The sequence below is a fragment of the Kitasatospora sp. NPDC101155 genome (genome assembly GCF_044768305.1).
Lineage (GTDB): Bacteria > Actinomycetota > Actinomycetes > Streptomycetales > Streptomycetaceae > Kitasatospora.
Window position 1 is genome coordinate 1 of sequence record NZ_JBIWPN010000079.1, and the last position, 24,157, is coordinate 24,157.

Here is a 24,157-nt window from a genome sequence, read left to right on the forward strand (position 1 = left end):
TTCTCCACCCACGAAGACGACGGCGAGCTGGGTGTAGGGGTCGTCCCAGAGGTAGCGGATGTATTCCAGCTGGTCGCTGGAGAGCCACTGGGCCTCGTCCAGGACGAGGGTGTGGGGGCGGGCGGAGAGTGCGGTCTTGAGGAGGTGGTCGAACTCGGTGGCGTAGCGCGGGGGCTGGCCCGGTAGTCCGAGGCTGGTGAACAGTTCGTGGCGCACGGCGCGGGTGGTGGGGCGGGTGTGGAAGGTGATGCGGTGGATGTCCTCACCGGGTTCGAGTTCGCACAGGCAGCTGGTCACCGCGACGGTCTTCCCGAAGCCGGCGCCGCCGTGGATGCACATCATGGCGCGGGCGGTGATGGTGTCGGCGAGGTTCTCGCGCACGGTGAGCAGCGCGCGGGTGGCTACGAGGCGGGCGTCGGGCAGGGTGACGTACTGGTCGGTGGGTGCGGGCGGCAGGCGACGGGTCACGGGGCGTCCTCGCGGTTGATCGGCAGGGTGGGCCTGGCGATGGTTTTTACGGCGGTGGGGGTGGCCCAGTCGGCTGGTGGCGGGGCGGGCGGGATCAGGTCCGGCAGCGCCAGCGCGGCGAGGTCGCTCTCGTGGTGGCGCGACAGCTCCCGGGCCGCCTCGACGGCGGTGGTGGCGTCCAGACGGCGTGGTGCGGTCGGGGTGGTGGCGGGGGTGAAGCGTTGCTGGCGCAGGTGCTCGGCGGCTCTCGCTTCGGCCCGCAGACGGTGTGCGCGCCGGGTCCGGGCGCGGCGTAGCGCGGTGAGTTGTTCGGGGGTGGCTTGGTCGGCGAGGTGGGCGGTTCCCAGGCGGCGGCTGGTGGGGTCGCAGATTTCGATTTCGTGGGTGTGGTGGGGCATGAACCGGACTTTGACCTCGCGGCCGGCTTGTCCGGTCATCCAGTCGGCGAGGTAGTCACGGTTCCTGAAGCGCACGCCGTGGCTGGTGATGGCGCGGGTGCGGCCGTCGTCTTCGAGCGTGAACGACCACAGGTCGGCGGGCGGGATGTCGGTGAGTGGTGTCGGGTCCGTCTGCCACGCCTCCAGCGGGGTGTGCCCGTGCAGGCCGCTCGGGTGGTGTTCGGTGTTCCACCAGGTGACCCAGGCCAGGACTTCGGCGGTGAAGTCCTCGAACGACAGGACGGGTGCCGTGGGGAGGCGGTCGGGGCGGCGGCGGGGCTGCTTGGTGCGGTAGCCGGGCAGCGCGGCAAACAGCATCCTGGTCGCGTTGCGGTTGAGGTTCTCGATGCTGCCCTTCAGGTGGGGGCTGTAGGCGGGCAGGTCGGCCACGGTCGTTCCGAACGCGTCGAAGGCCGCGGTGACGGTGCGGGAGAGGAAGTCCTTGCCGCGGTCGATCCGCACGGTCTCCGGTCGGCCCCGATGGGTCCGTAAGGTCCGGTGCGCAGCACTGCGGAGCGCAGTGCTGCCAGGATCGAGGCGCGTGAGGGACAGCCTGGGGTCACGGCCGCTCCGGTGATTGCTTTGGTCGCGCAGTCGATGAACCAGGTGACGTAGGGCCGTACCAGCTGTCCGTCGGCGACGACGCGCAGTGGGGCCTGGACGTGGTCGCCCTCCCAGACGTTGTTGCGCCAGGCTGGCGGGCGTTTGCCGAACACGTCCAGTGCACGGGCCGCCTCGGGGCCTTTGCGGTAGCCGGCTCGCTCCCCTGCCGTCAGATCGCGGCGCACCGCGCGCAGGAACGTCGCCAGGGACGGCACCGGGTCCAGCATGGGGACCGCGACCGGTGGTGCGCCGCCCGGGATCGCCGGGCTGGGGGGCCGGCGTGGCGATGCCGGCGGGGCGGTACCACAGGCGGTGGTGCCGGCTCCAGTGGTGGCGTCGGGTCCGGTGCTCGCACGGGCGTGGGCGAGGAGTTCGCGGTGGACCGCGGAGGCGTTGCCGCGCCAGTAGGCCAGCAGCACCCGGATCTGCGGCGTGATCTCGAACCGGTCGGTGTGGCGTGCTCCGGGGTGTTCGGCGGTCTCCGGAGCGGAGCCGGCCTCGGCCAGCCATCGCCAGACCGTCCGGTCGCAGACTCCCAGGCACTGTGCCGTGGTGTGGACGTGCGCGCGGGTGAGTTGGCCCGTGGCGCGCAGGGCGAGCAGACGGTGCACGGAGGGAGCGCGCAGGGCCTTCAACGACACGGCGTCCAGGGCGGGTTCGGCCTTGGCCGGCGCAGGTGCCGGGGTGGTGCCGTCGGGGGTGAGGGTGTTCACCGGTGTCCTCTTTCGCGTGCCGCGTAGTGGTGGCCGGCCGGCAAGGTTGCGGCTCAGGGGTTGAGGCCGAGGCGGGAGCAGGCCTTGGACAGCAGCTCCCGGTCGGCACCGGTGTCGGGGCGCTGGTCCAGGACCGCGTAGGCGTGAGAGGTGATCTTCGCCCAGGTCCGGAAGTTCCCCCGCGCCAAGGTATCGTCCGCGTGCAACAGGTCGGCATCGGCCGCGGTGTGCCACAGCGGGTGGAACAGGCGCAGCACGGCGGGGACCTGCGCCGTCTCCAGGCGGGGGACGTGCTGCCAGGTCAGCACCCGCGAGGCCAGCGCGGGAGCTCGGGCCAGGGTGCGCTCGGCACCGGCCCCGGACAGCACCAGCGAGGTCTGGGTGGTGGGAGCGTCCGCGAGCAGGCGCAGGTAGTCGAGTTCGGGAGCGGCGATGCGCTGGACGTCGTCGATCAGCAGGACACCCGGGGTCTTGAAGGCGTCGATGAGCGCGCGGTCGGCCGCGTCGGTGCGGTTCGTGAGCGCGGTGGCGGGCAGGTCGAACGCGGTCAGCAGCGCGGCGCGCAGCTGCGGCAGGGCCTGCTTGACCGCGACCTGTGCCTGGCGGACGGGCAGGCGGCGCGGCAGCAGGCGCAGTGCCTGGCGGACCGCGACCGTCTTCCCCTGCCCCGCGTCCCCGTACACGCAGACGATCCCACGCGCGGCGACCGTGTGTGTGATCGCCTCCGCCGCCTCGCCCAGCTGGCGCGTCGCGACCACGTGAGCGCCGGGAACGTACAACCGCACCCCCAACGGCACGACCCCTGCAGAGCCATCGGGTGTGGTTGGAAGAAGGGGTTCGGTGGAGGACGTGGCCTGACCAGCCTCATCGACCGTGCCGGGCAGCGCCAGCTCCGCGAGCGCCCGGTCATACACCGCCGGATCCACTCGACCACGCCCAGGCCGAGCAGTCTCAAGAACACGGCTGGCCTGCTGCTCCCGGCGCACCGCCCGCTGCAGCATCCTCAACGACGGCACCGGCCCCGCAAAAGCGTGTGCCGGATTGCTGCCGGCCTGGCCGGTCAGCTCGCGGTGCAGCGCCGCCACGTTCCCGCCCAACTCGGAAAGCCGCGCCCACAACTCGTCCGTGACCGCGAACCCACCACGGCGCGAGGCCGCCTCCAGACGACCCGACCGCCGGGCGTTGGCCAGCCAGTTCCACACCGTCCGCACCGACACCCCGGCCGACTCGGCAGCGATCCGCACGTGCACCGACGACAACTGCCCGGTCTCGTCCACCGACAACAGGCGGCTTACCACCACCCGCCGTACCAACCCGCGTTGCCGCGACCGGGACCTGGACGCGAGCAATTCCACATCGGCCACGGATGCCGGAGAAACCTCCTGCAAGCGACGAGGCGGCGTGAACACGGGATCGGCGGTCATAGACACCAGCCCACTCCCCCACCACGACGGCGCGCACAGGAATGAGCAACCTCATGTCAGCCACCCACCAGGTGTGCTACGCCCAATCCGCACCCCATGACAGCCGATTCCTCACTCCGTGACAGCCGTGATCCACGGACCTACAAGGAAAAGACCGAGGTCAACGATCCCCCGCCCTCAACCAACCCGCTGGCGCCCATCCCGCTGACACCACAACACACAGTCACACCCTCGGCCGACCACCCGTCACCGCCCTCCCCATCCCCGGCCCGAATTCGCGGGCCGGCGCAGCCGGGGCGTTTGATGCGGCCGATGGTCCTGCGCTTCCACTGATCGGAGCGCAGGACCGACCGCGAGCCCGGCCGTCGCCGACCCGGCGCCCCCGGGCAGCCGCCCCGTGGGCCTCCAACTCCTCGAACGGCGAGCCCGTTCAGTGCCGCCACTGCCGCCGCGGCGTCGGCGCGTAGGGCGGCGCCCAGCGAAAACGGCCATGATCGCTGCGAATGCGCGCGCAGGGCGCCGGCGGCGCCACAGCAGGCGCAGCAGCAGGCCCGACCATCCTGGAGGCGATTACTGTAACCGCCACCACGTCCGCGACCGCAGCGAACGCTGAAGCTGCTTCAAACTGCATGAGCGGCTTTGCCGTGTCCCTGGCGGCTGGCCTGCCGTTGCGAGAAGCCCGCTCAGGGCGCCTGCCGCGCCGGAGGCCAGGCCGCCCGGCTCAGCCGCGGTCGTGGAGGGTCACCTGGTAGCCGTCGGGGTCCGCGAACGTGAACGTGCGGCCGAACGGCCCGTCGACGGGCGCCGAGACGATCGTCGTGCCGGCGGCGGCGAGGGCGTCGTGGATGTCCTGCGCGTCGGGGGCGTGCAGCCACAGCGCCATCCCCTGGCCCGGCTGCGCGATCGCGTCCAGGTCGACGCCCGCGACGACGTCGCGGACGGCGAACGCGATCGGCTTGGTGTCGAACACGACCGCGTGCGGCGGTCCTGCGTCAGAGCGCTTCAGTCCCAGGTACTGCTCGTAGAAAACGGCAGAGCGCTCCAGGTCGCGCACCTGCAGTGAAATGAAGTCGGGTCCGGTGACGGCCACGATTCCTACCTCCTCAGGGCATGTCAGTCTTCTGACATGCCGCAACGTATGTCAGACTCCTGACATGAGTCAAGGTGAGCCCGGAATCGAGCTGGACACATCACTGGGGTACATGCTGAAGGCGGCCGCGAGCGCCCTGCACTCCGCCCTGGAGGCCGTGCTGAGGCCATTGGACATGACGATCACCCACTACTCCTGCCTGGAACTGCTTGCCCAGCGACCGGGTCTGTCCAACTCCGAGCTCGCCCGCGGCACCTTCGTCACCCGGCAGTCGATGAACGTGCTCCTGCAGGCCCTCGAACGCCAGGGACTCGTCGTCCGCCCGGCTCAGGCACCCGTCGGCAGGGCCCTGCCCACCGAGCTGACCGCCCGCGGGCGCCGCCAGCTCAAGGTGGCCAGCGCCGCGGTGCGCCGCGTCGAGCAGGACATGCTGGTCAATCTCAGCGTCAGCGAACAAGACCAGATGCGGCACCTGCTCACTACGTGCATCGCCTCACTCACCGAACCACCCGCATCGGCGACGTAACTGCTCCGGAATTTACGACTTTCCCGTGTACCTGGCCGAGCGTGACGCGCATTCCTGGCCAGGGACCTCCGGGCTCGGCGTAGTTGGGCCCTCGTCGCGCGGTCAGCGCGCGCCCCTATCTGGTGGGTCGACCACCACGGTGGGCGAGGACGCTCGCCGACTCCCGCAGCACTTACTGGGGCGTTGTCACGTTGTTAGGTGCGAGAGTGCCTGGGGGTGTGTCGGGGTGTGGTGGGGCCGGGTTGCAGCTGTGTGTTCAGGCCGCGGTGGGCGGGCCGGCGGCTCCGGTGACCTGCTCCCAGATCGCGAAGCGGACGGTCATCTCGGCTCGGTAGCCGGTGGCGGCCATCATGTGGCGGCGGGGTCGGAAGTGGGGTGAGATGCCGCTGAACGCGGACAGGAAGCGTTGGGCCGCGCCGGCGGAGCGGAAGCCCTTCATGGCGCGTTCGCGTTGCCTGGTGGGCTGGTGGCTGTTCTCGGCCCGGTTGTTCAAACCCTTGTGGGAGCGGTGCTCCACGGACGGCATGACCTCGCGGTGGGCGGCTCCATAGGAGCGGAGCTTGTCCGTGACGATCACCCTCGGCACCGCGCGGGTCCGCTTGAGGAGGCGGCGCAGGAAGCGCCTGGCAGCGGCCTTGTCCCGCCGCCCCTGCACGAGGATGTCCAGCACGTTGCCGTCCTGGTCAACGGCCCGCCACAGGTACTTCCGCTCGCCGTTGACCTTGATGAAGACCTCGTCCAGATGCCACTTGTCCCCGGTCCGGGGCTGCCTGCGGCGCAGCGCATCGGCGTAGGTCTGCCCGAACTTCAGGCACCACCGCCGGACCGTCTCGTAGGAGACGACGACACCGCGCTGGAGCATCAGCTCCTCCACCTCGCGGAACGACAGCGGGAACCGGAAGTACAGCCACACACAGTGGGAGATGACCTCGACCGGGTACCGGTGACCGCTGTACGACGGCGATGTGCTCTCCACGAACGATCCCCTCCACCGTGATCGATCGGAAGATCATCTCACCCGGTCGGCCAACGTGACAGCGCCAGCAGGGGTGCTGGATGGCCTGCGGGCAGCGTGCGGCGCCACACATCCCCACCAGTCCAGTAGGCCCGATCCTCGGCTGTCTACCTGAGGCGTTCGGCGGGGAGGCAGGCGGGGGTGTGAGGCGGAGGGCTACTCGGGGTCAGGCAGGAGCGGTTGGGTCTTCTGCCCGCTCTCGGCACTCAGCCGTGGTCCCTCGATGTAGTAGCGCGGGGCTGCTTCCCCGTCACCGGCCGGGAATGACCCCGCCGCTCCCATCAGGTCTGCCAGGCTCACCGCCGCATCCGTGAACGCCAGTGCGGTGGTGGCACGGAGGGCGTCCTGGATGCGCACCGAACTGACCTGCTCGATCGCGGCGAGGCCGGCGATGAACTTCCGTTCCTGCTCGTAGTCCGACCGCAGTTTGTCGATCATCTGCATCATCGTGTCCCGGGCCTTGTCGGCTCTGGTGAAGAACAGGACACTGACGGCTTCGTTGATGATGCCGACCGCACCAGTGGTGGACGCGGAGACAGTCGAAGTGCCCTGGTGAAGGGCCTGGATCAGTGCCACCGCCAGGATGGCGAAGCCAAGGACCGCGAAGGTGACGCTCAGGATGAAGCTGGTGCGGGCCTGGCCATAGCCCTGGGCGTAGTACTTGGTGATCAGCCGCGCCTGGCCCTCGTTTCGGGCGCGGGTCCAGTCGGCGAGTGCGGCGACGCCCTCGGTGATGTTGACCACGTAGTTGCTGGAGACCGAGTTCCGGTCGGCGTCCTCGGCGGGTGTGGCCCGGGTGGCCGCGGTCTCGCCCCGGTCGTCGGTGGTGGCCGCTCGCTCGGGAGGATCCACCGGGGTGAGCCCCAGGGCTCGGTTCAGTTCTAGCTCGACCTGCTCGGCGCGGCCCCCAGTCAGCACGGAGATGAATCTCCGTGCCTGAAAGGCCATTATGACCACTCCTACGAGAGCGATCATTCCGCCAAAGAGAACGATGAAGTACGCCGGCGTCGGTTCGAGTCTCGAGTCCTTCACCTTGACGAAGGCGACTGCCAACGACGCCGTGAGGAGCCCGCCGAACAGCATTCCGACAGCGAGGTAAGTCACGGTCAGGCTGCCACGAGGTTCGGGCAGCCGCCGGGAACTCCGTTCCTCTTCCGCCACGATTCCCCCCGATTGACGTGAGTTGCGAACAGGGACCTCGGTGAGACAGACGCCGTCCACCACCGCTCGGAGTGCTCACCGATCGGTGGCGTCCAAGGTACTCGGTGCCGCTACGGCTGATTCCTGGGCGGGGCGGTCGGGGTGGGCCCGGCCGGTGGCCGGGTAGACGGTAGGCCACAGCCGCAGGTCGTGCGTGCGGGCACTGGGGCGGGCGCAGGCCCGATTCGGCGGCGGCCTTGGCCGTGCCCTTCACGGCGAGCTCGCACCAGGTTCGGTAGGCGGCCAGCTTCTCCACGAGCGTGCCGGTGTCCTCGTTCTCGCGACGGTGGCCGGCCCCGGCACCCGGGCCGAGCACCCGGACGCGGCCGACACTGCACGCCACCCCCTTGTCCGCAGCCTGACCACACCCCTTGACCAGGCACCTTGTCCCGCCGGTCGGCCTTCTCCGCATGCGCCTACTCCCAGGCCGGGCGACGGTGAAGGGGGCGGGCGAGCACCTCGGAAGGCATCGGTGGCAAATGACGTCGGGACCGAAGCGCCGGACGAGGCGCACCGCCGGCCGCCCGGGGTGGACGACGCGGCGGTCGGGCACACTGGCCTCGTCTTGGGCGCGGGCAGCCTGAGTCTCAGTCCTTCGGCGGCACGATCTTGTTGCCGCTGCTCAGGTGAGGGCGCAGAACCCACTCGCCGTCCGGGCTCGGGCGGTACGGTCCGCCGTCCTTGGGCTCACTCACCCCGATAACCGGCCAGAACATGCCCTCCCCGTCCATCACCCAGGCGCCGATCGGGGTGGTGAACGGCTCGAATGGGCCGAACTGGGCGGATTGCACGGTCCAGCCGGGGGCAGCCGGCAGCACCGCCACCACGCGGTGGTTCTCGACGAGCTTCTGGAAGCCCGGGACCTTCACGGCCGGGACGAGCCGACCGCTCTCGTCGCCGACCAGGGCCTCGCCCTTGTCACCCCACCGCTCCACCGCTCGCATGTATGTGCGCTTCCCATCGCTGGTGGCAATCTCCGCCGACCAGCCTGTCGGGCTCCACTTCACTTCGGTCCCCTCCCATGTGATCCAACGATCGACAGGGACAGCTACCCACGGTGACGCCGTGTAAGCCCCGAGTCCGAGTCGCGAAAGCTGGCACGCCGCCGTCCCCCGCCGACGGATGGCTGACCGGGGGTTCGGTGGTAATCGGGGTGTCTATGGTCAGCCGCGCTTATGGGCGTAGTGGCGGGCGTGGGCGCACCGAGGGAAAGCAGCGACCGGAGCGACCCAAATGTCCGGGATGGGCTCCGCGAAGGAGGACGGCGACGAGGAGAGCGGTACCAAGATGTGTGACTGAGCGCTCCAGTTGGCCAGTTGAGCGCCAACTGAGCGTGGTTTAGTCGGATTTGCTGTAATTGAACCTGTTTGGGCGACTTAGCTCGCGTGTCCACTGGCCGCATCCCGAGCCCTATTGACAGCAACCACCGGTTTCCGAGATGCATGTCACTGATACAAACGGCATTTCAGGTTGAGCGAGAGCGAGGGTCCTTCATGCGACAAGATGCCGGCCAGCAGACCCGCGTGTTCGTGTCTTACTCCCGCCAAGACTCCCGGTTCGTCGCCGGGCTTGCTGAGCAGCTACAAGAGCGGGGATTCCTCGTCGACTACGACCTGTCGACCGACGACCGACTGGGTATCAACACAGGTATCTCAGCCGAAGATGCCTGGTGGACCCGCTTGGAAGAGATGATCACTGCGGCGGACGTCGTCGTCTTCGTCGTCTCTCCCGACTCTGCGCGCTCGCGGATTTGCGATGAGGAGATCGCGTTCGCCCAAGCACTCGGGAAGCGGCTGATCCCCGTTCTCTGCAGGCCCATCGACTACGAGAAGGCGCCGCCACGCCTCGCGGCACTCAACATGAAGGTCAGCTTCGTGGAGGTGGGCGAACAGCACGATGCAGAATCCCTGCAGTTGCTGACGGACGCGCTCCGGCATGACGTGCACTGGTACCGCATGGCCACACAGGTGACCGCCGCCGCCAGGCGGTGGGACACGGCTCAGAGGCCGGCCAGTCACCTACTGCGTGGCGGTGCGCTGCAGGAGGCCGAGGAATGGGCGGCGCGCAGACCCGCCGAGGCCAGCTCCTTGCCCGATGTCGTGCTCGACTTCCTGCACCTCGGCCGAGAGCAGGAGGAGGAAGTCCGCTTGATCTCTGAAATCCAAGGCGCCAGGCTGGACGAACTGCGCGAGATCGTCGAGCCTTACCTGCTCGCAGAGATCCGGCTCCGGGAACGGCGCGCGAGCTCTGTCCACCCGTTCCATATCGACGAATTCAGGCAGATGACCGCCTATCTGAAGTCCCTGCTGAAGATCGAGGCCAAGAAGTGGCACCCGGAACGCCCTGTACACGTCCAGGCGACCGGGGCTAGGGACGGTTACGCAGACATCTACCAGTTCCCCTGCTGCGGGAAGTACGCCAGCGAATTCGGAGCGCAGTATCCCCCGCAGTTCAGCAGCGAGGGCTGCCGGGATGTCCCCGAAGCCATCCGCGTCAGACCGCGCAGGACACCCAGCGACTGGCACCAAGGTTCAATACTGCTCCAACTCCTGGGCGAGGCAGAACAGCCGCAAGCCGATCAGCACTCGGACTGAACCCTCCATGAGCGGATCCTCGACGATCAACTCGCGGCCGCCATCGACGCCGCACGCTCAACTGGCCAACTCACCCGCTCAGTGGCCAAGTGAAGCGCTCAGACACAAGATGACTACCGCCGTTCGAGGGTCATCCGCGCTACAGCTCGATGTCCATCCACGCGATGTCGTTGAGTTCGACGTCGAGGCCGGCGGCACGGCGTCCGCCGTCCTTGAAGTAGTGCTCTCGCAAGGCTTCCGCGAGCAGCGCCTCCTGCTCGGCCTGCAAGGCGCCGGCGTCCCGGGCAGCGTAGAGACGGCGGGCGACATCGCCGGGCAGTTTCTGCGTAATCACCCGGGGACGCGGGTCGTCGGTCGAGCCGCTGGCGGCGCTGAAGCCGAACGTCGCGGAAATGTGGAGCATGAACCCGCGCTGCTCGGCGGCACGGCGCACCCGCTGCCAGTTGTCGGCGAAAGGGCCGCCTCTCCGGTGTTCGGTATGGGCGGCCCTTTCGCGCTACCGGGACTACCGCCAGTAGGTGGGGAGGCCGTTGTAGTAGTCCAAGGTCACCTGAGAACGATCGTGGTGACCTTCCAGCTCGTAGTCGTGGTTGCCCATCGCGTAGATGTGGCCGCCGGTCTGGTCCCGGGTGGTGAACCCGAACCGCTGGTTCAGCCTGCCATTGCAGTTCCAGACCACCAGGCCGGTTCCGGTTTCGTAGTTGCCGCCCGGCACGTCCAGGCACAGGTTGGGCCGGCCGTTCTGGCCGTACGCGTAGGCCGGGTGCAGGTACCAGCCGCCCTCGGCGGCGCGTTCCAGGCACCAGCGCTCGTTGTCCTGGGCGTGGCCGTTCTGGTTGACGTACTCCCAGGTCGCCACCTTTGTATTCGAGCCGCCCCAGCCGTTGACCTCCAGAAACTGGGCGGGGTGGCCGGGGCCGGCGTAGCCGTCGTTGTAGGTGTGAGGGCCGCCCTGGCACCTGTTGACGCTGGCCGGCTGCGCCGCGTCGGCGTGCGCGGAGGCGTCCTGGGCGCTCGCCGCAGGCCCGGCGGCCGGTCGGGAAGCCGCGAAACCCGCACTCGCCCCCGCCATGCTGCCGGCGGCTATGCCGACCGCAGCGGTGACGCTGACGAGGGTCCTGGCGAAGGCGTTCGATCGCATGCGTGTACCTCTCTGATGTCCGGGCGGTCGCCTCGGGATCCGGATGGGCGACCACAGGGGCACTGCGTTCCCTGCTCCAACAGCATCAGCCGCGGGCATCGGCAACGTCGTCCTGTTTCAACCTGGCGTGAACAACGACGTATTGGGAAGAATCGGCCCCCGCAGCGGCACACCGGACGGGCGGCGGAGGGCGTATGGTCTACCGGTTCCACTTCACCGGCGCCGACCTTGCACGCACCCGCGTCGCAACGTCGGTCCCGCCACTGGAAGAACTGAGCATCGCGCTGCGCGTCCTGCAGGACCGCAACCAGGCACTGCGCTTCGGCGCGTGGCGCCGCGAAGTCTGGACCCGCCTGCCGCCCCAGGCACGCATGGTGCTCGACCTGGCGCCCAAACACGGATGGGTGCCCTCCTTCATGATCCCGCGGGGAATCGGCAGCATCCCCGAGTTGCTGGAGCAAGTCGCCGCCACACCAGCGAAACAACTCCGGGTAACCCTGGCCCGGATCGCCGAGCGGCAACATGTGCCCGGCTGGACATCCGGGCTGGGCGAAAACCCCGAGCTGCTACGGCAACTCGTCGGCGCCCTCGGCCAGGTCCACGCGATCGTCCTGGCCCCGTACTGGCCCCATGTCACCGCCCAGGTCGCGGCCGACCGAGCCGTCCGGTCCCATGAGCTCCTGCACGGTGGCGTCGAGCGGCTGCTGAACGGGCTGTACCCGCCGCGTATCCGGTGGCGGGCACCCGTGCTGGAGGTCGACCTGGTATCCGGACTGGAAGGTGACGTCCACCTGGGGGGCCGGGGCCTGCTGCTGATGCCGTCCGTGTTCGCCACACAAGCACCCGTGATCGATCCGGATGCCGAACCCCAGCCCATCCTGACCTACCCCGCCCACCGCGACGAGAAGGCCGGCCCTCTGACCCTCACGGCCCCGACCGCAACCGACGACACACCGGCACCACTGGCCGCGCTGCTCGGCCGAACCCGCGCCGCCGTACTACGCATCATCGCGCAACGCCCCGGCTGCACGACCGGTGAAATCGCCACAGCCCTGGCCGTCGGCCCCTCCAGCGCCAGTCAGCACGCCACCGTGCTGCGCGAGGCCGGCCTGATCACCACACTCCGCCACCACAACACCGCCCTTCACACGCCCACCGCCACCGGACTCGCACTGCTGGGCACCGCGTAACGACTGCCCATCGGGTTACACCTTCGGTTGGGAGGGCGTAGCGGTGGCCGGCTCTCCTGGTCGGGGTCGGGTAGCGGGGCTCTGGCAGGATCGGGCGGGCGGTGCACGCCGCATCCCATTGCCCGTGGCACGCACCGCTCGAACGGCTGGGCCGGGGTGGGCCCCAGCTCCCGTCGCATGGGACCCGGTCAGCGGTCGGGGTGCTTCTCGGCGTGGTGCAGGCGGATGTGCCAGTAGGGGTCGTCGAGTTTGCCGGCGGCGGCGCGGCGGCGGTCGCGGTTGGTGGGCAGGGGCAGGATGATCGGCGGGCGGCCGTGGCTGCGGCGGTTGTGGTCGCAGTCCGGGCATTCCAGGCGGTACGGGTCGGCCGGTTCGTGCAGCTCGGCGATGGTGCCGGGTTCGCCGCCGATGGAGCCCTGGCAGGTGTAGCAGGGGTGCAGGGCGGCGTTCTCGGCCCGGGCGGCGAGCAGCTCGTTGTGCTCGCGGGTGTCGTCGGCTTCCTTTTGGCAGTCCCAGCAGAGCTTGGTGCCGTTGCTGGCGGCGGGCTTGTAGTCGTACTGGTCTTCGCGGCGGTTGCAGCCGGGGCAGCGGGTGGCTTCCAGGCGTTGGTGTTCCTTGTCCTGGGCGGCTTGCTTCTCGGCGTCGAGGCGGGTGCGGGTGCGCTGGAGGTAGTCGCGGTTGGCGAGGGCGTCGGTGAGGCTCTGCCACTGGTGGCTGCCGAAGCGCCACCAGATCGCGGCGTGCGGGCCCTTGGCCTTCAGGTCTTCCAGGGTGCAGGCCAGGATCGGGATCTTGCTGGTGAAGTCGAAGTCGCCGTCGGGTTGCCAGTGCTTGCGGGTGAGGGCTTGGACCTCGTTGATGGTGTTGATCAGGCCGCGTTCGCCGGCGCCGTCGAGGACGAGGGCGATCGGCGGGAGGGTCTTCGGCGGGGCGGTGGGGTACTTGCGGCGCCACACGGGCAGCTGCTTCGCCGTGGAGGGGTGGCCTTGGTGGGTGGGGTCCTTGTAGGTGAGGGCGAAGTACTCGGCGTAGCCGTCGAACTTGCGGGCGATCTTGGCGTTGTCGCCGTTGTGGAGGTCGACCTCCACCAGGAGCACCGGCACGCGGCCGCCGGGGGCGGTCAGGACGGCGTCGGCGATCTGCTGGCGGCCGCCGGGCAGCGGGTGGGAGGCCTCGGTGGTCCAGTCGGCGATCACACCGATGCCCCCGCCCGGGGTATTGGGGGAAGTGATGGCGACGATGGCGTCGTTGACGGCCATCGCGTGCGGCGCGCCGGTGCCGCGCCCGAGCGAACGGGCCCTGCTGCCCATCTGGCGGGCCTTGGGCAGGGTGGTGGCGGCAGCGTCCAGGCCGAGCTCAGTCAGCCCCCAGATCACCGCCCCAGCCCCCACAGGGCGCACCGGCAGGCGCTTCGTTGGCTTCGCTTTCGGCTTGGCGGGCTCGTCGAGGTCGTCGGGGTCCGGTTTGGTCTTGAGGCCGGCGGTCGTGCCGCGCTGTTCGGTCAGCTTGTTCAGGGCGAGGTCCCGCAGTCCGCTGGCGACGGTGTTCGGGTGTTCGTGGTCGGGCTGGGCGAGCTGCCAGACCTGCTTGACGGTCGCGGCCTTCAGTACGCCGAGCACCTGGAGGATGCTCTCGCGCAGCGGGTTGGTGCTCCCGTTCGGGTAGGCCTTCGCCCGGACGAACGCGGTGCGCGGCTTCGGCGCCCTCTTCGCCCGCGCCTGCGCACCGGGCCGCTCCGGGTCCTGGTCGTGCTCCTGGTGCTGCTGGTCGACGTCGGTCATGCCGCTGCTCCCCCGTCCCGCTGATCGTCTGTCTGATCCTCGATACCGCACCGGGCCGACAGGGTGCCCCGGCGCCGCTCGCCACCACCGGGCGCGAGCCCGGGCGCCGGCCCCCGGCGCGAGGCCGCCCGGCCGGTGGAGGGAGGGCCCGAGCGGCCCGGGAGCGCGTCGAACCCCGCCGGCACCCGACCGCCACCAGCCCCACCCCCAACCACCAACAACCAAGAACAGGGGCGAGAGGGGGACAGAGGGGTTGCCGGGATTTTCCCGGAACGGCTTTGACGGCACTGACCTGCGGAAACGCCCTGAAAGCACGTGACAGTGGTGGTCGGGGAGATGGTTGGGGAACAGGTCGGGGAGCAGCAGGGGGAACCGAGGTGCTTGCCCGGAGCCTTGACGGGCCGCCAGCGGGCCGAAATCAGTGCCGGGGCCGGATGGGGTCGGCGTAGCTGCGCCGGGCCGCTGCGGGGGCGTTCTGGCCCCTCCAGCAGCCCCGGTCGGCCGGGCGTGGGCGGTGTCGTGGTGGTCAACGAGGTGGCCTTCCATCAGGGACAGGCCTGGGGCGGCGCGGTGGCGGGCCCCGGCCATCCGGACAACTGCGCCCGGGTGTCGTCGACGATGCGCACCACCCCCTTGACCAACGTCTTGACCGGGCCCTTGGGCAAACCCCTGACCAGGCTCTTGGCCCGCCCGGATTGCCTGGGTTCTGCCCCTTGTCCTCCCGGTTTGTCTGTGACCGGAGTCACTGGCGCGGGAAGGCGGTTCCGTACCGCCTTGCGGGCGCGCTGACCTGCGTCGTCAAGAAATCCATCAAGGTCTCCAGGCCCATCTTGGGGGTCTCCGGCTGGCGGTCCCCTGCGGCCTCCTGGCGGGCCGGTCAGAGGTTCTGCAGGTAGGCGAGCTGGACGGTGCGGGCGGCTTGTTCGGGGGTGTCGTGCAGCATCGCTTCCTGGGTGGCCTGGTCGCCGATGAAGTAGCCCTCGTACACCGCCACCCACGTGCCGTCGTGGCCGAGGCCGGGCAGTCCGCGCTCGACCCAGCCGATCTGGTGGCCCTCGCCGAGGACGAGGTAGAGGTTCGGGTTGACGGTCCATCCGGCCAGCGACCACCAGTCGCCGAACACGCGCGGCTCCAGGGCGACGGAGACGTCGGTGTCCGGCAGGCGGCGCAGCATCGGGTCGGCGGGGACGGTGAGTTCCGTGGGTGGTTTCGGGGTCTGGGGCGCCTGCGGGGTGGGGCGGTGTGCGGTCTGTTGGGCGAGGCGCTGGTCGACGAGGTCGCGCAGACGTTCGCCCGTCGTCTCGCCGTCGCGTGCGGGGTTCTCTGTCTCCGGGGCCGGCTCGGGTTCCTGTCCGCTCGGTGGCTGCGGTGCGGCCTGCGGTCGGGCGCCGTGGGCGGCGCTGGTTTCGTTGCTGTCACGGAACCCGGCGAATGCTGGCTCGTCCGGGTTCCGGGGCGTTTCGTTGCCGCCACGGAACAGGCCGTCCGTGGCGCCGGGGCGTGCGGTGGGCCGGCCGGCGTCCGCGCCGTTTCCGTTCGGGGTTTCGTTGCGGGCCGCCCGTTCCAGGGCCGCCTGCTCCAGCAGGTGGGCGGCCGCGGCGCGCAGCGCCTGGAGCGCGGCGTCGGCTGTTTCGTTCGTTTCGTTGTCGAGGGCGTCGGCCAGGGCGCCGGTGGTCTCGTGGACGGCGGCGGCCAGTGCCAGCAGTCGGCCGCGGATCGCCGAGACGGCCGGTCGCGGTGCTTCGGCCTGGTTCTGGGCCGCTTCGGCGCGGCGCCGACGATGTGCGGCCGAGCGGCATGTCGCCCCGCAGTACCGGGCCGGCCGTCCTGTCGCGGCGGCCTTGAGCGCGCGCCCGCACTCCAGACACACGGGGGCGTGTTCGGGCAGGTCAACGAGCGTCGGCTGGTCCAGGGTCACCCGCACACCCTAGGCGTTTCGTTGCAATGCAACGAAACTGGCGCCCAGGTCCGGGCCGCTCCCCGCGGTTCGGGAGGTGACAGGACGTCCGGTGCCCTCGGGGTTTCGTTGCCGCCACGAAACCCGGAGGCGCCGGACACGCCGTCAAGGTGCCGCGTTGCGTTGCCGCAACGAAACGGCCCCCTCCTGGTCCGTGGCCCCGGTCCCGGTCCGAGCCGGGCACGGTGCCGGGCCGGCGGCGGCGTGCTGTCAGGCGGGGGTCTGGGCGGCGAGACCGCCGGGGCCCAGGCGTCGCCGGCCGCCCCGCGCGTGGACCTGGTCGGACCCGGCGTCGGACGCGACCGGGGCCGGGGCGGAGAACGGCGAGCGCTCCACGGGCAGCAGCCGCTCGCCGACCGGCTGGTCGACCGCGGCGTCGGGGTGGGAGAACGGCTGGGACAGCGGGCGCCGCGCCGGACGGGCGGATTGATCACTCATGGCTGAGAGTCTGTCACTGCTGCCGAATTGTCGGACCCAGTCTTCGTGGTCGGGCGGGCGGGGTGAGCGAGCGCATGACCTTCACCGCCGTGCCGGTGTCGGCCAAGCTCATGACCGGGCCGGGGGTCAGCGGACCTCGACGTAGGCGACGAGGACGATCGTGCCGAGGACCGTGGGCACGAACGCGATGCGCACGCCGTCCTTGGCGTAGTCACGCACGGGGCTGTCGGGGCGCGTCTGGACGCCGGCGTTCTTCGGGTCCAGTGCAATGGTGTCCAGGTGCGGGTCGAGGCGGGCGAGGTCGGCGTCGTCCATCTCGGCAAGCTGACGTTCGGCGACCTCGTGGAAGAGGACGGTGGCGCGACGGGAACGACGGTCAGGCAACGCGCTGCTCTCCGGTGACCGGGGTGTCCTCGGCCAGGCCGCGCTCGACCTTGATGTCGTCCCAGGTGCGGCATCCGTTCAGGTCGATGCCGCGGTCCGCCAGGTCGGCCAGGACGTAGGCCAGGGTCGGGTCCTCCAGCGCCGCATCGCGCGCGGTGGCGCGCAGCCCTTCGGCTTCGGTGGGGTCGAACACCATCCGCATCGCGTCCTCCTGGTGCCGGTGTGCGGGTTCTCAGAGTAGGACGTTCTTGCCTTTTCCGGTGGGGCGTTGGCGGTTTGGCGGATGGTGGGTAGTACGCGGAGGCCTACGCAGCTCCAGCACGTCGACGAGGTGGTCCTGGAGGGTGCTGCCGCGTGGACGGTCACGGCGCCGGAGCACGGCGTCGCACGTCAGCGGGACGAACAGCCGGCCCCAGGCGGTGGCGCGGCCGGAACGGCCGGCCTGGCGTGACCCCGGTCGGATGGTCGGCGCGGTGCTGGCGAACGCCGGCTCCGGAGTGTTCGTCGCCGCGCTGCTGTACTTGTCGGAGCACGTGGGGGTGATCTGGCACTGACACCTCGGCTGGGGACCGGTCCGCTGCCCGCTCGGGGGTTCGGGCGCGGACCGGTCCTTTCAGTGTGTGCGGGCGGGCGCAGCGGGGCCGCCGGGGTTGGTCCGGGGGTGGTTGTCAGGGGGTGTCGCCCTGCCAGTCCCAGCGGCGCGGGTCGGTGGGGCGGGGTTCGTAGTGGGCGCGGCCGCCGGCGCCGTACTTGCCGATCTCGGTGGAGAGCGCGGCGCCGTCGGCGAGTTGCTCGGTGGTCCAGCCGGTGACGTCCAGGAGGAGGCCGTCGAGCGGGCCTGCGACGAGCTCGCGGTACTCGTGCCCGGGCTGGGGGCCGGGGTCGGGGTCGTCGTGGTCGGCTCCTTCTCTGAACTACGTAGTCATGCGGATCATCGTTGCCTGGTCCAGGGCATCTCCGTTGACCCCGTTGGCTGGTGCCACGTGACGCCCCACTCGGCTCCCCAGTCTTTGCCGATCCAGTCGTAGCCGGGTGTCCAGAGGGGCCGGGCGGGCTGCGGACCCCAATCCGCCGGGTCCGCGCGAACCAGCAACTCGTCCTCCTTTGCGTAGCCGCCGGTGAGTACGGTTGCCACGAACTCTGCGAATCCGCCGTCGAAGTGGTCGAGTTCGCCGTCGTAGAAGACGGCCACCGGCCACTTATCGGGGTCCGGGTCTGTGGTCAACCAGCAGCAGTGATTGTGGTTGCTGTTCCTGCCCCAGGGCAGCAATCCGCCCGGGTCCGGGAACACAGGGGTGGGATCCTGGTCCCAGAACTCGTCCTCGCCCTCGACCTGCTCCCGGAACCCGTTGTCGCTCTCGAAGCGCCACCCTGCCAGGCCACCCGGCGAGCGGTAAGCGCTCGAATGCTTCGTCGGCGTGTTCACGCCCCACTCACCGTTCAGGCTCACGGCGCCGTACAGGTCAACGAACGCCCGGTAGTCCGAGGGCAGCTGGACCCCCAGCTCCGCCGGTGCCAGCTCCCATGGGACTCGCGCCGGGGTGTATACCGGCTCCCCCATGATCGCCCGCAGCCGGTCCCAAGCCTCGGTCATCGCCTACCCTCTCCAGCCGTCGGCGTGTCAGAGGCTGCACTCTAGGCGACGACTCCGACAGGCTGCTGCCCCGGTCGATTGATCCAGCTGCTCGGGGTCTGTCTCACGCTGGATCGAGTGATCAGTTGGTTCACTGGTCACTCTGGCTGGCAGCCGGATCGCAGCGTTGCTTCGATTGTCCGAGCGACGAGTTGATCGAATGTCGGAACTCCCAGGAAGACGGCCGAGTCCTTCCGTTCCTGACGTGCATCGAGCTGAGCGATCTTCTCGCCAGCAGCAGCCAGGCTGGTGGAGAGACCTTCAACCTCACCGAGCCAGCCTTCGCGTTCGGCCTCCGCGATCCGTTCCGCCAGGTTGTCGCGGATCTCGATGAGGCGTGGTCGCTCGGTCGGAGAGACGATTAGGACGGGACAACGGACGCATGCTTATCCGAACCAGCCCAGCCGACGGCCCGACGGGTCAGATGGCAGTCGAGTCACTGAAAGTAGTGGTCAGCAATCTTGGCGCCTTGGAGTCTTTGGGCGTGTCGCGCCGCTGAGTCCTGCCTGGTCGCCTGTGACAAGGCACCCAGGACAGGCGACAATCCAGCGCATGGATGACGCGTTCACACTCCTCCGGCAGGCTGTCGACCTACTGCGCGAGGATGCCATGGCGGAGAACGGCCAGACGGTCGGAGATGTTCGCGAGGAGATCGCGCTCCAGGAGTGGGAGATGGCGCTCGACGTGCTCATCGAGATCGCGGATGTCCATCCCGTGTCCATCGCCTTCTGGGAGATGCTCGCCGAGGCCGCTCGGCAGATGATGCTGGACCGCAGCCGCCGTTGGTGCGAGTGGCGGGGATGGGAAGTCAAGCACGGCACCGTCCGCGCGACCCTGACTCTGCTGGGCGCCGACGAGGGGGGACGCCAGAGTGCTTTCTCAGGGGATGGCCGGCTCAGGCCTCTGTGGGATATCGGTAACCTCACCGCAGACGGACAACGAGATCTGAACATCGCGAGGCTTTGGGTGGAGTTCGCGCCGCAACTCGGCCCTGGGGAGACAGCCGACGTTCGCCTGGCTCCCCTGCAGCCTGAGCAGTGGCGGCATCTGAAGCCCGGTGACGTGATCACCATGCACGAGGCTCAGCCTGCCGTGGGCATCGCCGAGATCATCGAGGTTCTGCCTCCTCGCGGCTGAGGCAGTTGGACAGCCCAGGTGCGAGGGGTCGACGATCGGACGGTGGTTACTGATCTTGAACTCGTGATGTCGGCTTGGCGGGGCCGATAGGTGCTCATCAGGACTGGTGGGTTGGACGCCATTCGTAGGTCATGGGGGCTGTCTCCACGACCTCGCTGGGCCAGGTCCGCCGGACCTGTGCCACTCGGTGGCGATGCTCGTCAATCCAGGTCTCCGGCGGCCGGATCCACAGCATTGCGCTGAGGCGGTCGGGGTCGTGAATCGTTACGGCCAGAGAACGGTCCTCCTGCATGTGGAGCACAAGACTCAGCCCACGATCTCCACCGATGCTCGCGCCAACGCCGGGAGCGAGGCCGCTCAGCTCCTGCTCCCAGGCGTCGAGGTCCCGCTGGAAGAGGTAGAGCTCCAGGCGGGCATCGACGAAGCTCGCATGGGCCAGGACCTCCGCTCGGAGGACGTCGTGACCGGTCAGCACGCCGGGCTGGAAGCGTCCGGTGACGCGCACGATGCATCGGTCGCCCTCCGCGTCCTCCAAGTGGATCAGGTCCAGCGCGTCTGGTTCGGTCACCGCAGGCCTCGCTCTCTCATTCTGGTCTGGCATGCATCCTGCCTCACCGCTGTCCGGGATCCCGCAGCCCCGGGCCAGAGGGCTCCCTCTGGGCAGGTCGGACGGGTGCCCGCGGGACGGAGGACCGCCGTGTTCGGTCTTGCCCCGGGATGCCAGGATGCGGGGGTGAACCGTAGAGACCCTGCTGAGAGTCTGTCTGAACTCGGCGACCTGCTGGAGTCGTTGTCGAGCAGGCCCGTTGTCGCCGTGCGATACGGCCAATTGCCGGATGGGACTGACCCTGGGCATGGGCTGGCTAGCCTCGCCAGCCAGGTGCACGAGCTCGTCGCCGAGATCCACCCACTCTGGGAGCGATACGTCCCCAGCGGCGTCGCTCCTCCGAGCGTTTCGGAGATCGAGGCTCGCCTGGAACCGCTCAGTTCCGATGCGGCCATCGAAGTGATGACCGCGCTCGCCGCCGACGACCTCGTATGGTCCAACCATGTGCTCATGAACCGTGAGATCGCGCACCACACTGTGACGCGCATCGTGACGTGTCTCGGGCCCGGTGCGACCTGGTGGACCAACCGGGAGGGCAACTCCTGGGATCCCGTGACCGCCTGCACGTTCGATGGCGTGGTTGCTGGCAGCAATGGCGAGCTCTTCGCGATTCTGCTCCAGGTTGGCGAGGACTGAGCCGGAGATCGAAGTCGCCCTCGACGCGTGGGTCGGACAGGACAACCAGGTCGGCGCGAGGTTCGAGACGAACCGACAACAAGAGTTCAATTTGAGTAGTTGTCACCAGAGTCTGTGGTGCGTCGGCCGGCGCTGGTGCGGAAGTCGGGCATGCCGAGGTGGACGGTGGACGGTTGGGCTGCCCAGTCGCGCATGGCCGCCAGCTTCTGTACGGCGGCGGCCATGGTGGTCTCGATGGCGGCGACCTCGCCGAGCCAGCCCTGATCCCTGGCTTCCTGGAGGCGGTCGACGAGGTTGGCGTGGATCTCCTGGAGGCGTGGCATCTGGGCTGGGTCCACGAGGAGTAGGGGGCACCTGACGCAGGCTTCTCTGAACTATTGAGGTTGATGCCCGAGGGTGGATCCAGGCAGCATGAATCGATGCGCCGTGGGCGATCGGTCCGCCAGAGGATCTGGCTGGATCCGATGGGGGGATTGTGGAAGATCCAGAGTTCGACGTGCGGTTGACCTCAAGCGGGAGCAAGGGACTCAACCTTGTGCTGGCGGTTCGGTCAGTGACGGGGCTGAGCGCGTGGCGAAGCAAGCAGCTGCTTGAAGCCGCCCCGACAACGGTTGTGGATCGGACATGGTTCGCGGCTGCAGCGGACGCGGCGATGCGCCTCAACGCTGCCGGCGCGCGAGCTGACTTGGTCTGCCGGTGGTGTGAGCGGGTGATGTCTCCGGAGGACTGTCCGGTGGACCCGGGGCCGTGCTCATCGCCCTTCCTGTCCCCGACGGGCTGCCCCGCGAGCCGATCAAGGGCTTGATCAGACCGCGGCAGACCTGGCCCTAGTCCGAGGCCGAAGCTGTCCATGCCGTGGTGACGCACCCTTCCTCCCAATGCCACCATCCCTGGGCTTCGCCGTGCTCCAGCAACTTGCGGATCCGAGGCAGGTCCGCCGTCGGCGGGATGTCCAGTGCGACCATCCTGAACTGCTCGATGCCCTCGCCTGTTGTGCCAAGCCGATGGAAGGTCTCCAGCACGGTCTGCCGGGCTGCCGCCGAACCTCCGTCCCTCAGCACGATCAACCGGATGGTGCAGTTGTCCGAGGCGCGAACGGTCTCACCGGCCCACCACAAGCCTTCGTCGTCGACCTCGACCTTGACGATGTCATCGCTCGCGACCCCGCGGACGAACCACGGGGTGTTGTCCACGCGCGCGGTCCCGTCGCCCAGATCCACGGCCCAGAGGCTTTCGACGGTCGCCGGAGGCCAGCCATCCTCGTCCACCTCCATTCGGAAGTGGACCTTCACGTGGGCGTCGCTGATGTTGCTCATCGCGCCATCATCTATGGCGACCCGACATGACGGGAAGCGTCGAGATCACGAGCACCGGTCTGCTCGATCGACGGGACGCCGAGGAATACCTCCGATGACCTTCGGTGCAGCCGGGCATCGAGTTGCATGAGCTTTTCGTCGGCTCCGGCGAGGCTGACCCGGAGTCCCTCCACCTCGCCAAGCCAGCCCTCGCGCTCGGCTTCGGCAATGCGGGCGATGAGATTGTCGCGGATCTCCTCCAACCGGCCGCGCTGGGCCGGGTCCGGCCGGAGGCGGCGGGCGATGAAGGCGCGATGGGCCTCGATAGTCTCGGCCGGGTAGATCGCTGATGGCGGAGTCGGGTATTGCAACTGCCCGAATGCCTGCGGTGCAGAGCCGCTTGGGGCGGGCTCAGTGACTCGGGCTGCCAGGGTTTCGGTCCGCTGCGGCGGTGACATCATCGGTCAGGCCCGAAGAGCGCTCCCGTGGACCGTTCCGCTCACCGTAGTCTCGTGCCGTGGTCGACGAACATGGGACACCCGACGCCTTCAAGAACCGATGCACGAATGCGGCGCTGACGCTGGAATCCTGCATCAGCTACTTCATCGACCGCATCTCGTTGAACGAGTCCAACGATGACCGCAAGGACAGCACGCTGGATGTGTGGCTGCGGGAGGGGCCGTGGAAGCCCGATGTAGTGATCTCGCTGTCCAATCTTCACTCGGTCCGCCCGTGGGAACCCGGGCAGGGCAGTTCCTTCATCGACGGGATCTCCCTCGTTCACCTGCCGAAGCTGCCGTTGCCCTGGCCCGCTGAGGCGGTCGGCCGACTCGATCGCTCCGAGGACCTGCCCGAACTGGTCTGGCTGAGGATCACCGGCCCTGTCGAAGTCGACGCTGTGGCCGCGATCGTGACCGTCTACCGGGCCCAGAGCGACGATGCAGCCTCCGTGCTCCGGTGACAGCCTGAATCCGCTCGACGGCTCAGCCAGCAGTCAAACTGCGATGAGACTGGTCACTCAGATGTAGTCGAAGAATCGGTCCCACCAGGTTCGTGGCTCGAAGCATGTACCGCGGTCGCTGACGCCGTCATATCGGGTCCAGAGCAGGTGCTCGGAGACGGCGGTGTAGCCGAGTGCGTCGAGTTCGTCGTCGATGGGTCGGCGGTCGGCGGCTTCGAAGAGGACGTTCTCTTCCTCCTTGTCGTAGCTGCCGGGGTTTCCCAGCGTCACGGCGACGAGGTTGCCGTAGTTGCTGACCGTGATGGTGATGTGGTCGCCGCTGGCCGTTGCGCTGGTGGGGATGACGATGGTTCCGTGGTGGTTCGCGTCCTGGACGCCTCGATCGACGGTGCAGGTGCAGCGGAACCGCTGATCCAGCCTGTCTGCGAGCTGGTCGAATCGGGCTCGGGTCGTGGCGTGGTCGTAGTTCAGAGGGAACTCCATGTGGTCGGGATCGTCGAGGTTCTTCAGCAGAGCCCAGATGTGCTGGTCATCGAGGGGCATGGTCGTCGTCTCCGTGTTGGTGGGGATGGTTGATGCGATGGCTGACCTGGGCGGCGTAGGCGCCCCAGTCGCCGGCGGCGGCTCGCTGCCACTTGACGGCGACGGTGATGTGGATGCCGAGGGTGCGGGCGAGAATCGCGGAGGGCAGCTCGGTGGCGAGCTGGAACAGCGCGGTGGAGCGGGTTGTCGCGAGCCGGATGCCGAGCTTGCGGAGTCGTTCGCCCATCGCCCAGGCGCTGATAGGGCGGCCGGGCTGGCCGCCGGGGAAGAGCCAGGGGGAGTCGGTCTGTGAACCGCCCCGGGTTCGATAGAGATCTCAGGTTGTGGCTGTGACCAGCGGTTTCGTGGTCGACAGGTAGTAGTTTGCCTCGTACTCAACGGGTG

At 69.0% G+C, this 24,157-nt stretch carries 27 protein-coding genes and 2 pseudogenes; 7 read left to right on the forward strand and 22 right to left on the reverse strand.

All coding sequences use genetic code 11. The features are described 5' to 3' along the window. The 4 genes and pseudogenes from ACIRYZ_RS43555 to ACIRYZ_RS43570 form a co-directional block, all read right to left on the reverse strand. Positions 1–468, reverse strand: a 468-nt coding sequence (locus ACIRYZ_RS43555) for an AAA family ATPase (protein ID WP_402954292.1), incomplete at its 3' end; no start/stop codon positions are given. Next, positions 465–2,119: pseudogene (locus ACIRYZ_RS43560) on the reverse strand (Mu transposase C-terminal domain-containing protein). The gene ACIRYZ_RS43555 and the pseudogene ACIRYZ_RS43560, both read right to left, overlap by 4 nt. A 155-nt stretch (positions 2,120–2,274) precedes the next feature. Further along, positions 2,275–3,522, reverse strand: a complete 1,248-nt coding sequence (locus ACIRYZ_RS43565) for an AAA family ATPase (RefSeq protein ID WP_402954295.1) — start codon at positions 3,520–3,522, stop codon at positions 2,275–2,277. Between the two features lie 844 nt (positions 3,523–4,366). After that, the gene (locus ACIRYZ_RS43570; RefSeq protein ID WP_389018757.1) at positions 4,367–4,735 is read right to left on the reverse strand and encodes a VOC family protein; all 369 of its coding nucleotides are present in this window, start codon (positions 4,733–4,735) and stop codon (positions 4,367–4,369) included. A 64-nt stretch (positions 4,736–4,799) separates the two neighbouring features. On the opposite strand from ACIRYZ_RS43570, the gene ACIRYZ_RS43575 reads away from it, so the two are divergent. After that, positions 4,800–5,261 (forward strand): MarR family winged helix-turn-helix transcriptional regulator, encoded by a 462-nt coding sequence (locus ACIRYZ_RS43575; RefSeq protein ID WP_402954299.1) that lies wholly within the window; start codon positions 4,800–4,802, stop codon positions 5,259–5,261. Between the two features lie 256 nt (positions 5,262–5,517). Here the strand turns inward: ACIRYZ_RS43575 and ACIRYZ_RS43580 are convergent, their stop codons facing one another. From ACIRYZ_RS43580 to ACIRYZ_RS43590, 3 genes are all read right to left on the reverse strand, one after another. Further along, positions 5,518–6,237, reverse strand: coding sequence for an IS6 family transposase (locus tag ACIRYZ_RS43580; protein ID WP_402954302.1), 720 nt, complete (start codon positions 6,235–6,237; stop codon positions 5,518–5,520). 195 nt (positions 6,238–6,432) lie between these two features. Further along, the gene (locus ACIRYZ_RS43585; RefSeq protein ID WP_402954305.1) at positions 6,433–7,437 is read right to left on the reverse strand and encodes a hypothetical protein; all 1,005 of its coding nucleotides are present in this window, start codon (positions 7,435–7,437) and stop codon (positions 6,433–6,435) included. Positions 7,438–8,063: 626 nt separating this feature from the next. Next, the gene (locus ACIRYZ_RS43590) at positions 8,064–8,420 is read right to left on the reverse strand and encodes a hypothetical protein (protein ID WP_402954308.1); all 357 of its coding nucleotides are present in this window, start codon (positions 8,418–8,420) and stop codon (positions 8,064–8,066) included. Positions 8,421–8,969: 549 nt separating this feature from the next. Here ACIRYZ_RS43590 and ACIRYZ_RS43595 point away from each other — a divergent pair. After that, entirely contained in the window at positions 8,970–10,070 is a 1,101-nt protein-coding gene (locus tag ACIRYZ_RS43595) for a toll/interleukin-1 receptor domain-containing protein (protein WP_402954311.1), read from the forward strand. A 139-nt stretch (positions 10,071–10,209) separates the two neighbouring features. On the opposite strand, the gene tpg is transcribed toward ACIRYZ_RS43595, so the two are convergent. Together tpg and ACIRYZ_RS43605 are read right to left on the reverse strand one after the other, a co-directional pair. Next, entirely contained in the window at positions 10,210–10,503 is a 294-nt protein-coding gene (gene tpg / locus ACIRYZ_RS43600) for a telomere-protecting terminal protein Tpg (protein WP_402954314.1), read from the reverse strand. Between the two features lie 72 nt (positions 10,504–10,575). Further along, a complete protein-coding gene (locus ACIRYZ_RS43605; RefSeq protein WP_402954317.1) occupies positions 10,576–11,211 on the reverse strand; it encodes an RICIN domain-containing protein in 636 nt (211 codons plus the stop codon). A gap of 194 nt (positions 11,212–11,405) precedes the next feature. On the opposite strand from ACIRYZ_RS43605, the gene ACIRYZ_RS43610 reads away from it, so the two are divergent. Further along, positions 11,406–12,401, forward strand: a complete 996-nt coding sequence (locus ACIRYZ_RS43610) for an ArsR/SmtB family transcription factor (protein WP_402954319.1) — start codon at positions 11,406–11,408, stop codon at positions 12,399–12,401. 188 nt (positions 12,402–12,589) lie between these two features. Here the strand turns inward: ACIRYZ_RS43610 and ACIRYZ_RS43615 are convergent, their stop codons facing one another. The 7 genes and pseudogenes from ACIRYZ_RS43615 to ACIRYZ_RS43645 all read right to left on the reverse strand — a co-directional run bounded on the left by ACIRYZ_RS43615 (position 12,590) and on the right by ACIRYZ_RS43645 (position 18,555). Continuing rightward, complete coding sequence (locus tag ACIRYZ_RS43615) at positions 12,590–14,182, reverse strand: replication-relaxation family protein (RefSeq protein ID WP_402954322.1); 1,593 nt, start codon at positions 14,180–14,182, stop codon at positions 12,590–12,592. A gap of 877 nt (positions 14,183–15,059) precedes the next feature. After that, positions 15,060–16,100: a hypothetical protein gene (locus ACIRYZ_RS43620; RefSeq protein ID WP_402954324.1), complete on the reverse strand. Its 1,041-nt coding sequence runs from the start codon at positions 16,098–16,100 to the stop codon at positions 15,060–15,062. A 249-nt stretch (positions 16,101–16,349) separates the two neighbouring features. Further along, the gene (locus tag ACIRYZ_RS43625) at positions 16,350–16,577 is read right to left on the reverse strand and encodes a hypothetical protein (protein WP_402954327.1); all 228 of its coding nucleotides are present in this window, start codon (positions 16,575–16,577) and stop codon (positions 16,350–16,352) included. Between the two features lie 126 nt (positions 16,578–16,703). Continuing rightward, complete coding sequence (locus ACIRYZ_RS43630) at positions 16,704–16,961, reverse strand: hypothetical protein (RefSeq protein WP_402954330.1); 258 nt, start codon at positions 16,959–16,961, stop codon at positions 16,704–16,706. Further along, entirely contained in the window at positions 16,954–17,163 is a 210-nt protein-coding gene (locus tag ACIRYZ_RS43635) for a hypothetical protein (protein WP_402954333.1), read from the reverse strand. The genes ACIRYZ_RS43630 and ACIRYZ_RS43635 overlap by 8 nt, the downstream gene beginning before the upstream one ends. Before the next feature lie 466 nt (positions 17,164–17,629). After that, positions 17,630–17,866: pseudogene (locus ACIRYZ_RS43640) on the reverse strand (hypothetical protein); the annotation flags it as partial. Between the two features lie 26 nt (positions 17,867–17,892). Further along, complete coding sequence (locus ACIRYZ_RS43645; protein WP_402954336.1) at positions 17,893–18,555, reverse strand: SMI1/KNR4 family protein; 663 nt, start codon at positions 18,553–18,555, stop codon at positions 17,893–17,895. Between the two features lie 591 nt (positions 18,556–19,146). Between ACIRYZ_RS43645 and ACIRYZ_RS43650 the strand changes: the two genes are divergently transcribed. Next, positions 19,147–19,731 carry a hypothetical protein gene (locus tag ACIRYZ_RS43650; protein WP_402954339.1) on the forward strand — a complete coding sequence of 195 codons (585 nt, stop codon included), beginning with the start codon at positions 19,147–19,149 and terminating at the stop codon, positions 19,729–19,731. Positions 19,732–19,828: 97 nt separating this feature from the next. Here ACIRYZ_RS43650 and ACIRYZ_RS43655 read toward each other — a convergent pair whose 3' ends face one another. Continuing rightward, complete coding sequence (locus tag ACIRYZ_RS43655; RefSeq protein WP_402954342.1) at positions 19,829–20,299, reverse strand: DUF5959 family protein; 471 nt, start codon at positions 20,297–20,299, stop codon at positions 19,829–19,831. Positions 20,300–20,611: 312 nt separating this feature from the next. On the opposite strand from ACIRYZ_RS43655, the gene ACIRYZ_RS43660 reads away from it, so the two are divergent. Next, positions 20,612–20,974, forward strand: a complete 363-nt coding sequence (locus ACIRYZ_RS43660; RefSeq protein WP_402954345.1) for a hypothetical protein — start codon at positions 20,612–20,614, stop codon at positions 20,972–20,974. An 86-nt stretch (positions 20,975–21,060) separates the two neighbouring features. On the opposite strand, the gene ACIRYZ_RS43665 is transcribed toward ACIRYZ_RS43660, so the two are convergent. Beyond that, a complete protein-coding gene (locus ACIRYZ_RS43665) occupies positions 21,061–21,297 on the reverse strand; it encodes a hypothetical protein (protein ID WP_402954348.1) in 237 nt (78 codons plus the stop codon). A gap of 173 nt (positions 21,298–21,470) precedes the next feature. Here ACIRYZ_RS43665 and ACIRYZ_RS43670 point away from each other — a divergent pair, with 173 nt between their 5' ends. After that, positions 21,471–21,779, forward strand: a complete 309-nt coding sequence (locus ACIRYZ_RS43670; RefSeq protein ID WP_402954366.1) for a ribosomal protein L7/L12 — start codon at positions 21,471–21,473, stop codon at positions 21,777–21,779. A 22-nt stretch (positions 21,780–21,801) separates the two neighbouring features. Here the strand turns inward: ACIRYZ_RS43670 and ACIRYZ_RS43675 are convergent, their stop codons facing one another. Next, complete coding sequence (locus tag ACIRYZ_RS43675) at positions 21,802–22,290, reverse strand: DUF4265 domain-containing protein (protein WP_402954351.1); 489 nt, start codon at positions 22,288–22,290, stop codon at positions 21,802–21,804. An 11-nt stretch (positions 22,291–22,301) separates the two neighbouring features. After that, positions 22,302–22,640 (reverse strand): hypothetical protein, encoded by a 339-nt coding sequence (locus ACIRYZ_RS43680; RefSeq protein ID WP_402954354.1) that lies wholly within the window; start codon positions 22,638–22,640, stop codon positions 22,302–22,304. Positions 22,641–22,786: 146 nt separating this feature from the next. Here ACIRYZ_RS43680 and ACIRYZ_RS43685 point away from each other — a divergent pair, with 146 nt between their 5' ends. Further along, a complete protein-coding gene (locus ACIRYZ_RS43685) occupies positions 22,787–23,230 on the forward strand; it encodes a hypothetical protein (RefSeq protein WP_402954357.1) in 444 nt (147 codons plus the stop codon). Between the two features lie 57 nt (positions 23,231–23,287). On the opposite strand, the gene ACIRYZ_RS43690 is transcribed toward ACIRYZ_RS43685, so the two are convergent. Next, positions 23,288–23,773, reverse strand: coding sequence for a hypothetical protein (locus ACIRYZ_RS43690; protein ID WP_402954360.1), 486 nt, complete (start codon positions 23,771–23,773; stop codon positions 23,288–23,290). Then, the gene (locus tag ACIRYZ_RS43695) at positions 23,760–23,999 is read right to left on the reverse strand and encodes a hypothetical protein (protein WP_402954363.1); all 240 of its coding nucleotides are present in this window, start codon (positions 23,997–23,999) and stop codon (positions 23,760–23,762) included. The genes ACIRYZ_RS43690 and ACIRYZ_RS43695 overlap by 14 nt, the downstream gene beginning before the upstream one ends. Positions 24,000–24,157: the final 158 nt, after the last annotated feature.

Bases quoted from the DNA above. Each gene is read 5' to 3' on its own strand.
- ACIRYZ_RS43575 (WP_402954299.1), top strand. From the start codon at position 4,800: ATGAGTCAAGGTGAGCCCGGAATCGAGCTGGACACATCACTGGGGTAC.
- ACIRYZ_RS43590 (WP_402954308.1), bottom strand. From the start codon at position 8,420: ATGCGAGCGGTGGAGCGGTGGGGTGACAAGGGCGAGGCCCTGGTCGGC.
- ACIRYZ_RS43595 (WP_402954311.1), top strand. From the start codon at position 8,970: ATGCGACAAGATGCCGGCCAGCAGACCCGCGTGTTCGTGTCTTACTCC.
- ACIRYZ_RS43605 (WP_402954317.1), bottom strand. From the start codon at position 11,211: ATGCGATCGAACGCCTTCGCCAGGACCCTCGTCAGCGTCACCGCTGCG.
- ACIRYZ_RS43610 (WP_402954319.1), top strand. From the start codon at position 11,406: ATGGTCTACCGGTTCCACTTCACCGGCGCCGACCTTGCACGCACCCGC.
- ACIRYZ_RS43615 (WP_402954322.1), bottom strand. From the start codon at position 14,182: ATGACCGACGTCGACCAGCAGCACCAGGAGCACGACCAGGACCCGGAG.
- ACIRYZ_RS43625 (WP_402954327.1), bottom strand. From the start codon at position 16,577: ATGAGTGATCAATCCGCCCGTCCGGCGCGGCGCCCGCTGTCCCAGCCG.
- ACIRYZ_RS43635 (WP_402954333.1), bottom strand. From the start codon at position 17,163: ATGCGGATGGTGTTCGACCCCACCGAAGCCGAAGGGCTGCGCGCCACC.
- ACIRYZ_RS43645 (WP_402954336.1), bottom strand. From the start codon at position 18,555: ATGACCGAGGCTTGGGACCGGCTGCGGGCGATCATGGGGGAGCCGGTA.
- ACIRYZ_RS43650 (WP_402954339.1), top strand. From the start codon at position 19,147: ATGGATGACGCGTTCACACTCCTCCGGCAGGCTGTCGACCTACTGCGC.
- ACIRYZ_RS43665 (WP_402954348.1), bottom strand. From the start codon at position 21,297: ATGCCACGCCTCCAGGAGATCCACGCCAACCTCGTCGACCGCCTCCAG.
- ACIRYZ_RS43675 (WP_402954351.1), bottom strand. From the start codon at position 22,290: ATGAGCAACATCAGCGACGCCCACGTGAAGGTCCACTTCCGAATGGAG.
- ACIRYZ_RS43690 (WP_402954360.1), bottom strand. From the start codon at position 23,773: ATGCCCCTCGATGACCAGCACATCTGGGCTCTGCTGAAGAACCTCGAC.
- ACIRYZ_RS43695 (WP_402954363.1), bottom strand. From the start codon at position 23,999: ATGGGCGAACGACTCCGCAAGCTCGGCATCCGGCTCGCGACAACCCGC.